This is a genomic window from Micrococcus sp. 2A, from assembly GCF_039519235.1.
In the GTDB taxonomy this organism is placed as follows: Bacteria; Actinomycetota; Actinomycetes; order Actinomycetales; family Micrococcaceae; genus Micrococcus.
Window position 1 is genome coordinate 1,017,743 of record NZ_CP154351.1, and the last position, 14,768, is coordinate 1,032,510.

Sequence of the window (14,768 nt, forward strand, 5' to 3'; positions counted from 1 at the left end):
CCCCCGCCGGGCCCCCGGGGTAGGTTGGGCGCATGCGTCGTGCCGTCTGCCCCGGATCCTTCGACCCGCTGCACAAGGGTCACGTCGAGGTCATCATGCGGGCCGCCAACCTCTTCGACGAGGTGATCGTGGCCGTCTCCGTGAACCCCAAGAAGACGTACCGGTTCACCGTGGACGAGCGCATCGAGATGGTCGAGGCCACGGTCTCCTCCCTGTCCGGCGTGAGCGCCCGGCCCATGGGGACCGGCCTGCTCGCCGAGTTCTGCCGCTCCGTGGGCGCGGACACCATCGTGAAGGGCCTGCGGGACGGCGCCGACCTCGCCTTCGAGGCGCCCATGGCCACGATGAACCGCCACCTCACGGGCGTGGAGACGGTCTACCTGCAGGCCGATCCGCGGTTCGCCCACCTCTCCTCCTCCCTCATCAAGGAGGTCCACGGCCTGGGCGGAGACGTCCGCGACTTCGTCCCCTCCGCCGTGCTGCGGCGCCTGAACGCCGCACCGTCCCCGTCGGCCGCCCCGTCCCCGTCCGCCGCCCCCGACCCGTCCAGGAGCACCCGTCCATGACCGAGCAGACCCCCACCCGCCCGCGCACGCGCAAGGCCGTCATCCCGGCCGCCGGCCTGGGCACGCGCTTCCTCCCGGCCACGAAGGCCATGCCCAAGGAGATGCTGCCGGTGGTCGACCGCCCTGCCATCGAGTACGTGGTGGCGGAGGCCCGCCGCGCGGGTCTGTGCGACGTCCTGATGATCACGGGCCGCAACAAGCGCGCCCTCGAGGACCACTTCGACCGCCACCCGGCCCTCGAGGCCACGCTCGAGCGCAAGGGGGACCAGAAGCGCATCGACCTGATCCGCGAGTCGGACCTTGTGGGGGACATCCACTACGTGCGCCAGGGCGCCGCGCTCGGCCTCGGCCACGCCGTCGGCTGTGCGCGCCGCCACGTCGGGGACCAGCCGTTCGCGGTGCTCCTGGGCGACGACCTGATCGGCGCCGACGACGACCTGCTGGTCCGCATGATCGACGCCCAGGAGCGCCTCGGCGGGTCCGTCGTCGCGCTCATGGAGGTCCCGGAGGAGGCCGTCTCCTCGTACGGCGTGGCCGCCGTCGAGGCCGTGGAGGGCACCGACGAGGTGGTGCGCGTGACCGGGCTCGTGGAGAAGCCCGCCCGCGAGGACGCCCCCTCTCGCCTCGCGGTCATCGGCCGCTACGTGCTCTCCCCGGCGGTGTTCGACGTGCTCGAGGAGACCGCTCCGGGCCGCGGCGGCGAGATCCAGCTGACGGACGCGCTGCAGACCCTCGCGGAGGGCGAGGGCGAGGGGTACGGCGTGCACGCCGTCGTCTTCGAGGGCCGCCGCTACGACACGGGGGACAAGCTGGGCTACCTCCAGGCCGTGGTGGAGCTCGGCGTGGACCACCCCGAGCTCGGCGACGACCTGCGGGCCTGGCTCAAGGGGTTCGCCGCCGGACTCTGAGGCGCGCCGCCCGTGCGCCGCTTTGGCGTGGAACGGGGCAGCCGCTAGGATGGGCTGTCGGTCCATCGTGGCCTGACCCTGCCTGCACGCGTCGAACGGTCCGATCCGGACGGTCGACGCGGCCCGTCCCACCGCCGAGAGGAGCGATCATGGACACCGACGAACGCCCCGACGCGGGGTCGCCGTGGGTCATCTCCGTGCGCGACCTCCTGCGCGGAGCCGGGATCCAGCGTCACGCGACGGCCCAGTGGCCCGCCCCCGAGGGGGTCAGCACGCCCGTCCTCGGCGTCCCCGCGGGGGACCTCGTGGACGTCGAGCTGCGCCTCGAGGCCGTCCACGAGGGCGTGCTCGTCACCGGCACCGCAGACGCGGACCTGGTGGGCGAGTGCGGCCGCTGTCTGACCCCTCTGCGCGAGGGGATCACCGTGGACCTGCAGGAGCTGTTCCTCACCGGCGCGTCCCAGGACGAGGCCGGCGACCAGCCGATCGTGGTGCACGAGACCGTGGACCTGGAACCCGTGTTCCGGGACGCCGTGGTCATCACCCTGCCGTTCCAGCCGCTGTGCCGGCCGGACTGCGAGGGCCTGTGCGCCGACTGCGGCATCCGCCTCGAGGACGCGCCCGAGGGGCACGCCCACGAGCGCGTGGATCCGCGCTGGGCGGCGCTCGCCGCCCTCGCGGGCACCGAAGAGACCTCCAACACCGAGACAGAAGAGAGATAGCCGTGGCAGTCCCGAAGCGGAAGATGTCCCGTTCCAACACCCGTTCCCGTCGTTCCCAGTGGAAGGCCGAGGCCCCCACTCTGGTCAAGACCGTGGAGAACGGCCGCGTGTCCTACCGCCTGCCCCACCAGGCCGAGCTGAAGACCGACGCCGCCGGCACCCCGCTGTTCTTCGAGTACAAGGGCCGCAAGGTCGCTGACGCCTGAGATGGCGTCGTCACCGGCTCGCCGCGGGGTCGCCCCCGCGCCGGAGACACCTGAACTGTTCGAGCGTCTCGGCGTGCACATCACGTCCGAGACGCTCGAACGTGCTTTGACGCACCGTTCGTACGCGTACGAGCACGGCGGCCTGCCCACCAACGAGCGCCTCGAGTTCCTCGGGGACTCGGTGCTGGGCTACGTGGTCACGGACCACATCTTCGCCGTGTACCCGGACCTGCCCGAGGGCGACCTCGCCCGGCGCCGGGCCGCCGTCGTCTCGACGCGTGCGCTCGCGAAGGTGGCTCGCCGGATCGGCATCGGCCCGTTCGTCAAGCTCGGCACGGGCGAGGCCCGCACGGGCGGCGCGGACAAGGACTCGATCCTCGCGGACAGCCTCGAGGCCCTCATCGGCGCCACCTACGTGGACCACGGGGCGGTGGCCGCCGCGGCCCTCGTGCACCGGCACGTCGTGCCGCTGCTCGACGAGCCGGACCTGATGCGCGAGAGCACCGACTGGAAGACCGTGGTGGCCGAGGCCGCCAGCCGGCACCGCCTCGGCGAGGTCGTGTACGTCATCGAGGGACAGGGCCCCGCGCACGACCCGCGCTACCGCGCCACCCTGCGTGTGGGCGGGAAGGACTACGGCTCCGCCGTCGCCAGCTCGAAGAAGCAGGCCGAGCGCGAGGCCGCGGCCGAGTCCTGGCCGGCTCTGGAGGCCGACCTGCCCGCCGCGGGGCGCTGAGCCCGCCGTGCCGGAGCTCCCCGAGGCGGAGGTCGTGCGCCGGGGCATCGCCCGCAGCGCCGCCGGTGCCGCCGCCGGCTCCCTCGAGGTGCTCGACGCCCGCTCGGTGCGCCGCAGCCCCGGGGGACCCGCCGCGCTGCGCGCGCGCCTCGACGGGGCCGTCCTCGCCGAGCCCGCGCGGCGCGGCAAGTTCCTGTGGCTGCCGCTCGCGGACGGCGACGACGCCGTCGTCGTCCACCTGGGGATGAGCGGCCAGGTGCTCGTGGACGAGCCCGCCGATCCTGACCCGCGCCACCTGCGGCTGCGCCTCCCGATCACCACGGCCGACGGAGCGGCGCGCGAGCTGCGGTTCGTGGACCAGCGGCTCTTCGGCGGCTGGTGGCTGGACCCGCTCGTCACCGAGGCCGCGACGGGGGAGCGGATCCCCGCGACGGCGGCCCACATCGCCCTGGACCCCCTCCACCCGCTCTTCGACCCCGCGGCCGTGCACGCCCGCCTGGCGCGGCGGCGCAGCGTCCTCAAGCGCGCGCTCCTGGACCAGTCCCTCGTGTCCGGGATCGGCAACATCTACGCGGACGAGGCGCTCTGGGCGGCCCGGCTGCACCCCGAACGTCCCACCTCCCGCCTGCGCCGCGCCGAGACCGTGGGCGTCCTCGAGGCCGTGCGGGAGATCATGGGGCGCGCCCTCGAGCAGGGCGGCACGAGCTTCGACGCGCTCTACGTGAACGTGGACGGGCGCTCCGGCGAGTATGCCCGCTCCCTGCAGGCGTACGGCCGCACGGGCTCGCCGTGCCGGCGCTGCGCGGCGGAGGGCGTCGTCTCCCTGATCGTGCGCGAGCCGTTCATGGGGCGGGCCTCCCACCGCTGCCCGCGGTGCCAGCCGAGACCTCGGCGGGCCTCCGCGCGCCCCGGTCCCTAGACTGTGCGGAGCCATTCCCGACAGGAGCCGACGTGACCCAGCCCCCGCAGACGCCGTGGACGCCTCGTGACCCCGCAGACGGCACGCCGCCCGAGGACTCCGTCGCGGAGCACCGGCAGCCGGCGGGGCCCACGCCCGCGCCGTCCCCGGCCCGGGGCCGACGCCGGCGTCGCCGCCGCTGGCCGTGGGTCCTCGGCCTCCTCGCGCTCCTGCTGGGGGCCGCCGTGGTGCTCGCGGGCTGGTACGCCGTCTCGCTCGGGCGCGTCTACGACGAGCAGCGGAACACCGTGGACACCGGGGCGCTCGACGACGCCGGCTCCGGACCGATGAACATCCTGCTGCTCGGCTCCGACTCCCGCTCCGAGGAGGAGGGCGCGGACGCGGGCGACGGGCGCTCCGACACGATGATGCTGGTGCACCTCCCGGCGGACCGGGAGCACGTCTACATCATGTCGATCCTGCGCGACACGTGGGTGGAGATCCCCGGGCGCCACCAGGACAAGGTCAACGCGGCGTTCGCGATGGGCGGCTACCCGCTGGCCGTCGACACCGTGGAGCAGCTGATGGGCGTGCCCGTGCACCACCTCATGGAGGTGGACTTCCAGGGCTTCCGCGGCGTCACGGACGCCCTCGGCGGCGTGAAGGTCTGCAACCCCACCGCCTTCTCCTCGGGGCAGACCAACCCCTCCTACTTCCCGCGGGGCGAGATCCTCCTCCAGGACACCGCGGCCCTGCGCTACGTGCGGGAGCGCCACGCGTTCGAGGACGGGGACATGACCCGGGTGGAGAACCAGCAGCGCTACGTCGGCGGGGCCCTGGGGCGCTTCCTGAGCCCGGAGATCCTGGCGAACCCGGGCCGCACCTCCGACGTCGTCTCCGTCCTCTCCCGGCACCTCTCGGTGGACGACGGCCTGGACGCCGCCACCGTGGCGTCGCTGGCATGGCAGCTGCGCGAGGTGGGCCGCGAGGACGTGGAGATGTTCTCCGTGCCGATCGCCGGGTTCGGCCGCTCTCCCGGCGGCCAGTCCATCCTGGAGCTGGACCCGGCCAGGATGGACTCGCTGCGCTCCGCCCTCGCGGCGGACGACGTGCAGCGCTACATCGAGGCGGAGGAGGCCGCGCGCAGCCGCCGCGCGGCCGAGAAGGCCGCGGAGGCGTCCGCGTCCCAGAGCGCGTCCAGCTCCTCGACCACCGCGGAGCCGAGCCCGTCCGCGTCGTCCGCCCCGAGCTCGTCCGCACCGCCGGCCCCGAGCCCCGCCGTCCCCGAGGAGGTCTGCGGTGGCTGACGCCCGCTCCGCGGGCCGTGCCCGCCCCCCGCGCCTGATGCTCGTGACGCACTCCTACCGCCCGGAGCGCACGCCTCCGGCGCGACGGTGGGCCGTCGTGGTCCGCGTGCTGCGCGAGGCCGGCTGGGACGTGGACGTGATCGCCCCCGGCGGACTGCGCGCCTCCCACGGCGACGACGGCGAGCGCCTCCTCCCCACGCCGCGGCTGGCACGCGGGGCCGGGAGCCGCAACAGACGCTTCGTGGAGGCCGTGGTGCACAGCGTGCTCGCGGTGCCGCGGGGCCTGCTGGCACCCCGCCCCGACGTCGTGGTGGCCACCGTCCCCGCCCTTCCCGTCGTGGTGGCCGGCTGGGCCCTGTCCCGCCTGCGCCGACGCCCCCTCGTGCTCGAGATGCGCGACGCGTGGCCGGACCTCGCCCATGAGGCCGGGGTGCACGAGGGCCCGTTGGGCAGGGCCATGGAGCGCGTCGTGGCGGGCGGGCAGCGGGCCGCGGACGTCGTCGTGACGGTGACCGAGGGCTTCGCCGAGACCCTGCGCGCGCGGGGGATGGGCGCGGTGGTGACGCTGGGCAACGGCGTGGATCTCGGCCGCGTGCGCACCGTGCCGCCCCGGGAACGGGCCGCCGGGGAGCTGCGTGCCCTCTACCTGGGCAACATGGGGGAGAGCCAGGGTCTCGAGCGCCTCGTGGAGGCCGCCGCCCGGATGCGCCGGACGCACCCCGGCGTGCAGGTGCGCCTCGTGGGGGATGGCGTCCGCCGCGCGGCGCTCGAGGAGCTGAACGCCCGCCTGGGCGGCGCCGCGGAGCTCCTCGATCCCGTGTCCGGGGACGCGGTCGGCGAGCAGTACGCGTGGGCGGACACCCTCGTCGTCTCCCTGCGGCCGGACTGGCCGAGCTTCCGCCACACCGTCCCCTCCAAGACCTACGAGGTCCTCGCGGTCGGCCGTCACGTCACCGGCCAGGTGACGGGGGAGGCCGCCCACACGCTGGAGGCGGCCGGCGGCGCCGACGTCGTCGGCCCGGGCGTGGACGACCTCGTGGCGCACCTGGCCGCGCTCGCCGCGGACCCCGCCCGGACGGCCGTCGGCGACGGCGGGCGGGCGTGGGTGAGCGAGCACGCCCACCTGCCCGCGGTGGCGGCGCGGTACGAGCGACTGCTGCGGGGGTTGGCGGCGCCGGGACGGCGGTCCACTGCTACCCTCGAAGGGCCTGTCGGCCTTCCCTAAGGCTTTCCCCCACCCCCGTCAGATCAGGTCTCTTCATGCCTCGTCCCGAGATCCAGCGCGGCCTCCGTCGCGCCGCCCGAGCCCTGCCGCCGGATGCCCGTGCGCGGTTGCGACGAGCCGGCGGGGTCGTCCTGCGTCAGCTCCCCACCCCCGTCGCCCAGGAGATCCGCGGCGTGTTCGGGGTCCGCTGGGGAACGGTCGGCAAGCGTGAGGCGGAAGCCGCGCGTGACGCGCTCGGTCTCGCGGGCGGCTCCAGGGGCCACACCGCGCCCAAGGGATTCGCGGGGCGGGCGGCCGCGTCCGTGGGCAGCGCCCCGGACGCCGGGGATCGCCTGGAGCGCGCTCTCGGGACCGTCGACACTGGGCGCTCGGGTGCGGGCCATCGTACGGTGGTGGGTCTCCTCGCTCCCGACGTGCGCGGGAGACTCGAGGCGGACGGGTACCGGGTCCTGCCGCTCCAGCCCGGGACCAGTGTGGCCGTGGCCACGCGAGCCGAGGTCGTCGTCATCGACCTCGAGGCCTTCACCGGGGTCTGGGCCGAAGCGCTCTCCACGTCCGGCGTCAGCCTGCTTCTGGAACTCCTTGCGGGCATCCGCGCCGCCTCCCGCGGCGGCGCCACCTGCTGGCTCCTCGTGCGCGGGGCACGCCGGTTCGAGATCGGTGCCCTCCTCCTGCAGCGCCACTCCTCGCTCATGCCCATCCATCCGGGCCGTTCTCGACCCGCGGTGCACTTCACCGAGGATCCGGGTGACGCGTCGTTCGGAATCGCCGACCTCCTGACCTCCGCCGAGGTGACCGCCCATGCCTGACACGTCCGTCCCGAACATCTCTTCGGTCCGCGTCCTCCTCTACGGTGACGTCAACCTCAACGTGATGGACGGCTCCGCGATCTGGCTCCCGTCCCTGGCCGAGACCTTCGCCCTCACCGGCGCCGAGGTCCACGTCCAGCTCAAGGCGGTGGAACGTCGCGACCTGCTGACCGGCCCGCTCCGCGCGCTGCCCGGGGTGACCGTGCACGATGCGCGGCTCCGACCGGGCGAGGAATCCATGACGCCGGCGCAGGCGGCCGAGGCTCTCGAGTCCCTGGACGCGGCACTGGACTTCGACGCCGTCCTCGTGCGCGGCAGCGAGATGTGCTTGGAGCTCGTGGAGCGCGGGCACCTGCAGGGCAAGCTGTGGTCCTACATCACCGAGTACGGCTACATCGGGGGCGGCTTCCCTGACGCGCTGGTCCGGCGTGTCAGCCGCATCGCCGAAGGAAGCCGGCTCATGCTGGCGCAGACCGAGCACGCCCGCGCGGTCCTCGAAGCGCTGGTGCCCGCGGCGGCGGGGAGGACCGAGATCCTCTCTCCGATGGTGCCGGACCACGTCCGTCCCCTCCTCGCGGCGGAGCGGGCCGAAGGCGCCCTCCACCTGATCTACACCGGCAAGTTCGCGCATGACTGGCGCACCGATCGCATGCCCGAGATCCTCGAGGCACTGCGGCAGAGCGGGATGGACGCCCGCCTGACGATGGTGGGCGACAAGGTCCACCGGGAGCCGAATCACCCCGGCTGGGCGGCACGCATGCAGGAGACCCTGGCCTCCCAGACGCCCGGATTCACCTGGACCGGCGCCATGAGCCGGGAGGACAGCATGGCCGCCATGGCCCGCTCGCATGTGTCCCTGGGCTGGCGCGCGCCCGCCCTCGACCTCTCCCTCGAGATCTCGACCAAGGTGCTGGAGAGCTGTGCCTTGGGGGTGCCCCCGCTGGTCAACCGCACCACGATCCATGAGGACCTGCTGGGGGCCGACTATCCGCTCTTCGTCGACGCGCTCGGGGACGGCCCGGATGAGATCGCCGCGGTCCTCGCGTCCGCCCAGCCCCGGCTGGCCGAGCTGTCCGCCCACGTGCTTGAGGCGGCGGAGCCCTATCGGATGTCTCACCGCGCCGAGGCACTGACTCGCATCCTGGAGCGGGTGGGCGCGGTCCGCCGTCCTCGGGCGCTGGCGGTGCCTGCCGAGGCCCGAACCAAGGTCCTCCTCGCCGCACACGACCTCAAGTTCGCCGGGGAGCTCGTGGACCTGCTCCACGCCGACCCGGATGTCGAGCTGCGCATCGACCACTGGGAGAGCCTGCACAAGCACGACGAGGCCGCGTCAGGCCGACTGCTCGAGTGGGCGGACGTGGTGGTGTGCGAGTGGGCGGGGCCCAACGCCGTGTGGTTCTCCCAGCGGGTCCGGCCTGATCAGCGGCTCGTCGTCCGTCTCCACATGTTCGAATTCCGGGGCGCATGGCTCGCGGACATCGACGTGTCCCGGATCGACGCCCTGGTCGTCGTGTCTGACGTGACCCGTCGACGGGTCACCGAGGCGATGGACATCGACTCCGACCGGATCCATGTCATCCCCAATGCGGTGTCCTTCAGGGACCTGGCTCGTCCGGGGCGTGAGGGTCGGAGCTTCCGCCTCGGCATGGTGGGCATCGTCCCCCTGCTGAAACGACCCGATCGCGCGATCGACCTCCTCGCCCGCCTGCGGGCGCGCGACGACCGCTTCACGCTCCACATTCGAGGCCGCATGCCGTGGGAGTACCCCCACGTGTGGCGCAAGCCCCTGGAGCGAGAGGGCTACCTGGACCTCTTCGCGCGTCTCGGGGCATCCGGGCTGCGGGAAGCCGTGGCGTTCGAGCCGTTCGGCGCCGACATGGGGACCTGGTACACGAAGATCGGCTGGATGCTCTCACCCAGCTCCACGGAGAGCTTCCACCTCGCCCCCGTCGAGGGAATGGTCTCCGGCGCGGTGCCGGTGGTCTGGGACAGGGACGGCGCGAAAGGTGTCTTCGGGGAGCGGTGGGTCGTGTCCGATGCCGAAGGGGCGGCGCAGCGGATCCTGGGCGCGGTGACGACCGACGGTGGGTGGGAAGACCTCTCGGTCAGGGCCGTCGCGGATGCCGAGCAGTACGACGAGGTCGTCGTGGCGGACCTGTGGCGGGCCGTCGTGCTCCCACCCCGCGCCTAGCCTCGAGCGATCGACGCCTTCCTATACTCGAATGACATCTTGAGCTTGCACTGCACTGCAGGGTGGCGAGCCACACATCGAAGGGACTTCCGTGAGCAGCATCAACACCGTCGCCGTCATCGGCCTGGGATACATCGGTCTGCCGACCGCCGCCATCCTCGCCGAGAACGGCATGACCGTGCTCGGGGTCGACGTCAGCGAGCGCACCGTCGCCGCGGTGAACGCCGGCACCGTGCCGTTCGTGGAGCCTGACCTCGCCGAGTTCGTCCAGCGGAACGTGGAGGCGGGCCGTCTCTCGGCATCGCGTGAGACGCCCCAGGCGGATGCCTACATCGTCGCCGTTCCCACCCCCTTCAAGGGTGACCACGCCCCGGATCTCTCCTACATCGAGTCCGCCTCTCGTGCCCTGTCGCCCCAGCTGCGCGGGGGTGAGCTCGTGATCCTCGAATCGACGTCGCCCCCCGGCGCCACCGAGCACATGGCGGAGGTGATCCTGGAAGCGCGGCCGGACCTCAAGGACGCCGGTCTGGAATTCGCGCACTGCCCGGAGCGGGTGCTGCCGGGCCGGGTCATGGTGGAGCTCGTCACGAACGACCGCATCGTCGGCGGCTCGACCCTCGCGGCCGCCCGCCGGGCCGAAGAGCTCTATCGGACCTTCTGTGAGGGAGAGATCCTCCTGACGGACACCCGCACGGCGGAGATGGCCAAGCTGGTGGAGAACTCCTTCCGCGACGTCAACATCGCCTTCGCCAACGAACTGTCCCTGATCTGCGCCGAGCAGGGCATCGACGTCTGGGAGCTCATCGAGCTCGCCAACCACCACCCGCGCGTGAACATCCTGCAGCCCGGTCCCGGTGTGGGCGGGCACTGCATCGCCGTGGACCCCTGGTTCATCGTCGATGCCGCCCCGAGCACCGCCCGCCTCATCCGAGCCGCTCGCGAGATCAACGACGCCAAGCCCCGCTGGGTGATCGGCCAGGTGAAGGCCGCCGCCTTCGACGTGCAGCAGGAGACCGGTCGCGCCCCCGTCGTCGCCGCCCTCGGCCTGGCGTTCAAGCCGAACATCGACGATCTGCGCGAGTCGCCCGCCCTGAACATCGCGGTGGACCTGGCCGACCAGTTCCATGCCTCCTCGGTCCTGGTGGTCGAGCCGCATGTGGACGCGCTCCCGCCGCGCCTCGCCGACAAGCCCAACGTCCAGCTGGTGACGGCTGACGAGGCGGTGGCGCAGGCGGACATCGTCCTGCTGCTGGTGGATCACGACGCCTTCGCGGGGCTCGGTGAGCGGGTTCGGGACAAGCGTGTCATCGACACGCGCGGACAGTGGCGCCGGAGCTGACGGGCCGGTGACCCGGGGGCGGGCAGGAGTGCTGTCCCGCCCCGGAGGGAACCCCGCGGGTCATCTGGCGGCACCAGGTCCCACTCTGGCCGCCCGTCCGGGCGCCCGACCTGGATAGAGTGGGCGGCGCGCCGGACGAGTTCCATGTGCACCGGCGTCCGGGCGAGGTACACGGGAGGGTCAGTGGATCAGCAGAGCATCTCCGGTCTCCTGGGACGAGTGAGGGAGGTCCCCTGGGCGCGCCACGCCGCGCTGACCGCCCAGATCGTCGCCGAGCACGTCGTGGATGATCCGCTGCAGCTGCTCCTGCAGGGCTCCCGCCGGCTGCCCGCCGCGTGGCGGGGCCCCCTCGGCACGCTCGTCACCACGACCGCCGGCCGAGGTTCGGGGCTCGGCTCCGTGGCCGCCGCCGTTGGACTGGAGATGCAGGGCCGCACCGCCGAGGCCCGCGCCCGTGTCGCCGGAGGAACCGGCGATGCCCGGCCCGTCGCCGCCGCCGCCGTCGCCCGCGCGGACGCCGCCCTGCTGCTCGGCGACGCCGCCCTCGCCGCCGGCCTGCTGGAGGCCGTCCCGGAGAATGGCCGCGGCACCGCGTGGCACGCCGCCGCCGCCCGCCTGGCGCTGCACCGCGGGGACCTCGACGCCGCCGTCGCCGCGTCGGACCGTCGTGGGCTCGGCGACCTGCACGAGCGCATGGCGGGGGAGGCGGCCGCCTTCGCGGGGCACCGCCCGCACGTGCCCCGCCCCGCGTCCTACGCCCCCGTGCCGGGGCGCGTCCTCCACGTGCTCACCAACTCCCTGCCCCACACCGGGTCCGGCTACGCGCAGCGCAGCCACTCGACGCTGCGCGCGCTCGCGGACGCCGGGGTGCACGTGGAGGCCGTCACCCGGCCGGGCTGGCCGGCCCAGGTGGGCGTCCCGTGGGCGGCGCGCCAGGACATGGTGGACGGGATCCACTACCGCCGCCTCACCCCGTGGCGCCTGGCCCAGGGGACCGCGGCCCGCATGGATCAGCACGCGCGCCTCCTCGCGGCGGAGGTCGACCGGTTCCGGCCGCAGGCGCTGCACACCACCACCCACTTCGTGAACGCCGTGGCGGTGCGGGCCGTGGCCGAGGCCTATGGCATCCCGTGGGTCTACGAGGTCCGGGGCCAGCTCGCGGACACGTGGGCGTCCAAGCGCGACGCCGCCGCCCTCACCTCCCAGCGCTACCGCGAGTTCGTGGCGCGTGAGGAGGAGGCGGCACGGTCCGCGGACGCCGTCGTGACCCTGGGGGAGACCATGGCCGCCCGCCTGCGGGCCCAGGGCGTGGCCCCGCAGGACATCACCGTGTGCCCCAACGCGATCGGCGAGGCGTTCCTGGCCGAGCCGCCCACCCGCGCGGCCGCCCGCCGCCGTCTGGGGCTGGCCGAGGACCACGTCTACATCGGCACCGTGTCCTCCCTGGTGGGATACGAGGGGCTCGACACCCTCCTGCGCGCCGCGGCCCTCCTGATGCCGGACCACCCCTCCCTGCGGGTGTCCATCGCCGGCGACGGGGTCAGCCTTCCGGCCCTCCGCAGCCTCGCCTCGGACCTCGGGATCGCGGACCGCGTGCGCTTCCCCGGCCGCGTCGCCCGGTCCGAGGCGCTGTGGGAGCAGGTCAGCCTGGACGTGTTCACCGTGCCCCGCCGCGACCTGCCGGTCACCCGCGCGGTGACGCCCATGAAGTCGGTGGAGGCGTCCGCCGTGGGCACGCCCGTGGTGGCCTCGGACCTCCCCGCGCTCGCCGAGCTCGTGCAGGACGGCGTCACCGGACTGCTCGTGCCGGCGGAGGACCCGGCGGCGTGGGCGCGGTGCCTCGGGGACCTCCTCGCGGAGCCCGGACGGCGGGAGTCGCTCGGATCCGCCGGACGCGCCTGGGCCGTGGGCACCCGTACGTGGGAGGCGAATGCGCGGCGGTATCGTGACCTCTACGAACGGCTCGGCGTGGAGGTTCCTCCCGGGCGAGACTGACGTCCCCCCCGCCCCTGGTGCCGGGGTGTGATCCGAGACTGAGGAGAGACCGTGACCGACTTCCTGGTGGCCGTGCGCACGTCGCGGGTGGAGGAGCAGGACAGGGCGGCCACGGGACGCCTGCTCGAGTCCGTGGCACGCGGCTACGCGTCGTTCGTGGGTATGGACTACGAGCCCGAGCCGGCGCTCGTGCATCCGTCCGCCTCGACGTCGGCGCTGGTGTTCGCCCGGCGGGGCACCGAGCCCGTGCTCCCGGCGCGCGGCGATCGGTGGGCCGTGATGGCCGGTGCCGAGGACGCGGCCGACCTGGCGGACGCTGTGCGGCTGCGCGCGGGACGCCTGGTCTACGAGCGGCCGGTGTGGGGTCACTACGCCGCCGTGCTGGTGGAGCGCTGGACGGGCCGGGTCACCGCGTGGAACACGGTGCCGGCCTTCGAGGCCGTTCACTGGGGTCAGGACGGCCGACAGGTCTACCTGTCGAACCGGCCGCTGCTCGTCGCCCTGGCGCTGGCGGGCGGGCGACGCGACGCCGTAGCCCTCTCCCCGGCCTACCTGGCGGAGTACCTGTCCTTCGGCTACTCCATGACGGGGCAGTCCCCGTTCGAGAACGTGCGCGTGCTCCCCGTGGACCGCGCCGTCCAGGTCCATGACGGCCGGGTCACGGACGTCGACGCCCCCGCGGGGCTCACCCATCCGCTCTCCGCCGACCACACGCCCGAGGAGGGCGCCGACGCGCTGGCGGACGCGATGCGTGCGTCCGCCGACCGCGTGGAGCGACGCGTGGGAGACCGGCCGCTGCAGCTGCGGGTCTCCGGCGGCGCGGACAGCCGACTCCTCATCGGGCTGATGCGCGGACGCGGCATGTCGATCTCGACCCTGACGTACGGGCAGGACCACGATCTCGACGTCCGCCTCGGCCGCATCCTCTCGGAGAGTGCGGGCCTGCCCTTCCGCATGTCCACTCCGCCTCTCGCCCCGGGTGACGACGTCACGGAGCAGCTGAGCGCCACCCTCCGCCGGAGTCGGGGCGTCCCTCCGTCCGAGGCCCACACCGGTCGATACCTCGGTGCGGACGTCGGCGGTCCCGGGGAGGCCGTGATGCTGGGGAACTGGCCGCTCTACAAGGGCGGGGCGGCCAAGAGCTTGCGCTACACGCAGGAGTCCGCCCAGGAGGCGATGCTCTCCTCGGCTTCCGGCGCGGTGCGCCCGGGCGTCCGCGCGGGGCATGACGCCTGGCTGCGCGACTGGTTCCGGACCCAGCCCGCCAACAATCCCGTCGAGTCGATGTACCTGTTCGCCCGCCAGTTTAGGTCGGGGCGGTGGATGCAGGGACACATCAGCCTCTACTCCGCTGACGCGATGGTCGCCTACCCCCTGGGCGACGCCGAGGTCACAGCGGTGGCGGACGTGCTGGCGATGGCGGAGAAGGTCTCGTACCGCGCCGCCTTCGGCGCGCTCGCCCGGGTGTGGCCCGAGGGGACGGCCATCCCTCTGGACGGCAAGCCGTGGAAGTTCGAGCTCGCCGGTCCCGACCCGTCCTGGTCGGGTGACCACTACGAGGATCGGATGCGTCCGTTGCCACCGCTCGAACCCCGGGCCGGCCACGTTCCTGCCGCTGAACGGGGGGAGCACTCCGGCGCCGCCGCCGCTGAGCTGGCCTCCGACATCGTCCGGTCGGAGGGCTTCGGCGCGCTGGCGCCGTTGCTCGCGGAGGAGTGGCTCCGGGCCATCGGCGCGACGGCGGAGTCCGGGAGTGCCGCCCTTCCGGCGGGGGTTTCCATGCGGGAGTTCCGCAAGACGCTCTGGCGCATTCGCACGGCGGACCTGTGGTTCGGGGCCTCCTGGCTGCGGGGCTGACGCCTCCGC

The 14,768-nt window shown here is 73.7% G+C and carries 13 protein-coding genes; all 13 read left to right on the forward strand.

Translation table 11 applies throughout. From position 1 onward, the window contains the following. The first annotated feature begins 32 nt into the window (after nucleotides 1–32). The 13 genes from coaD (at nucleotide 33) to AAG742_RS04790 (ending at nucleotide 14,759) form a co-directional block, all read left to right on the forward strand. Complete coding sequence (gene coaD, locus AAG742_RS04730; RefSeq protein WP_343282365.1) at nucleotides 33–566, forward strand: pantetheine-phosphate adenylyltransferase; 534 nt, start codon at nucleotides 33–35, stop codon at nucleotides 564–566. Continuing rightward, nucleotides 563–1,474, forward strand: a complete 912-nt coding sequence (galU, locus tag AAG742_RS04735) for a UTP--glucose-1-phosphate uridylyltransferase GalU (RefSeq protein WP_248115098.1) — start codon at nucleotides 563–565, stop codon at nucleotides 1,472–1,474. Before coaD ends, galU begins: the two co-directional genes overlap by 4 nt. A gap of 149 nt (nucleotides 1,475–1,623) precedes the next feature. Further along, nucleotides 1,624–2,196 (forward strand): YceD family protein, encoded by a 573-nt coding sequence (locus AAG742_RS04740; protein ID WP_343282366.1) that lies wholly within the window; start codon nucleotides 1,624–1,626, stop codon nucleotides 2,194–2,196. 2 nt (nucleotides 2,197–2,198) lie between these two features. Continuing rightward, nucleotides 2,199–2,402: a 50S ribosomal protein L32 gene (rpmF, locus tag AAG742_RS04745; RefSeq protein WP_248115096.1), complete on the forward strand. Its 204-nt coding sequence runs from the start codon at nucleotides 2,199–2,201 to the stop codon at nucleotides 2,400–2,402. A 73-nt stretch (nucleotides 2,403–2,475) separates the two neighbouring features. Next, nucleotides 2,476–3,138 carry a ribonuclease III gene (gene rnc / locus AAG742_RS04750; protein WP_343282367.1) on the forward strand — a complete coding sequence of 221 codons (663 nt, stop codon included), beginning with the start codon at nucleotides 2,476–2,478 and terminating at the stop codon, nucleotides 3,136–3,138. 7 nt (nucleotides 3,139–3,145) lie between these two features. Beyond that, nucleotides 3,146–4,057: a bifunctional DNA-formamidopyrimidine glycosylase/DNA-(apurinic or apyrimidinic site) lyase gene (mutM, locus tag AAG742_RS04755; RefSeq protein WP_343282368.1), complete on the forward strand. Its 912-nt coding sequence runs from the start codon at nucleotides 3,146–3,148 to the stop codon at nucleotides 4,055–4,057. A gap of 32 nt (nucleotides 4,058–4,089) precedes the next feature. Further along, complete coding sequence (locus tag AAG742_RS04760; protein WP_343282369.1) at nucleotides 4,090–5,343, forward strand: LCP family protein; 1,254 nt, start codon at nucleotides 4,090–4,092, stop codon at nucleotides 5,341–5,343. Then, nucleotides 5,336–6,568 carry a glycosyltransferase family 4 protein gene (locus AAG742_RS04765; RefSeq protein WP_343282370.1) on the forward strand — a complete coding sequence of 411 codons (1,233 nt, stop codon included), beginning with the start codon at nucleotides 5,336–5,338 and terminating at the stop codon, nucleotides 6,566–6,568. The genes AAG742_RS04760 and AAG742_RS04765 overlap by 8 nt, the downstream gene beginning before the upstream one ends. 35 nt (nucleotides 6,569–6,603) lie before the next feature. Further along, the gene (locus AAG742_RS04770; protein WP_343282371.1) at nucleotides 6,604–7,377 is read left to right on the forward strand and encodes a hypothetical protein; all 774 of its coding nucleotides are present in this window, start codon (nucleotides 6,604–6,606) and stop codon (nucleotides 7,375–7,377) included. Continuing rightward, entirely contained in the window at nucleotides 7,370–9,568 is a 2,199-nt protein-coding gene (locus tag AAG742_RS04775; RefSeq protein ID WP_343282372.1) for a glycosyl transferase, read from the forward strand. The genes AAG742_RS04770 and AAG742_RS04775 overlap by 8 nt, the downstream gene beginning before the upstream one ends. Nucleotides 9,569–9,659: 91 nt before the next feature. After that, a complete protein-coding gene (wecC, locus tag AAG742_RS04780) occupies nucleotides 9,660–10,907 on the forward strand; it encodes a UDP-N-acetyl-D-mannosamine dehydrogenase (protein ID WP_343282373.1) in 1,248 nt (415 codons plus the stop codon). Between the two features lie 219 nt (nucleotides 10,908–11,126). Continuing rightward, the gene (locus AAG742_RS04785) at nucleotides 11,127–12,902 is read left to right on the forward strand and encodes a glycosyltransferase family 4 protein (protein ID WP_343282374.1); all 1,776 of its coding nucleotides are present in this window, start codon (nucleotides 11,127–11,129) and stop codon (nucleotides 12,900–12,902) included. 51 nt (nucleotides 12,903–12,953) lie between these two features. Then, a complete protein-coding gene (locus AAG742_RS04790) occupies nucleotides 12,954–14,759 on the forward strand; it encodes a hypothetical protein (RefSeq protein WP_343282375.1) in 1,806 nt (601 codons plus the stop codon). The last annotated feature ends 9 nt before the right edge of the window (nucleotides 14,760–14,768 follow it).

Bases quoted from the DNA above. Each gene is read 5' to 3' on its own strand.
- coaD (WP_343282365.1), top strand. From the start codon at position 33: ATGCGTCGTGCCGTCTGCCCCGGATCCTTCGACCCGCTGCACAAGGGT.
- galU (WP_248115098.1), top strand. From the start codon at position 563: ATGACCGAGCAGACCCCCACCCGCCCGCGCACGCGCAAGGCCGTCATC.
- AAG742_RS04740 (WP_343282366.1), top strand. From the start codon at position 1,624: ATGGACACCGACGAACGCCCCGACGCGGGGTCGCCGTGGGTCATCTCC.
- AAG742_RS04770 (WP_343282371.1), top strand. From the start codon at position 6,604: ATGCCTCGTCCCGAGATCCAGCGCGGCCTCCGTCGCGCCGCCCGAGCC.
- AAG742_RS04775 (WP_343282372.1), top strand. From the start codon at position 7,370: ATGCCTGACACGTCCGTCCCGAACATCTCTTCGGTCCGCGTCCTCCTC.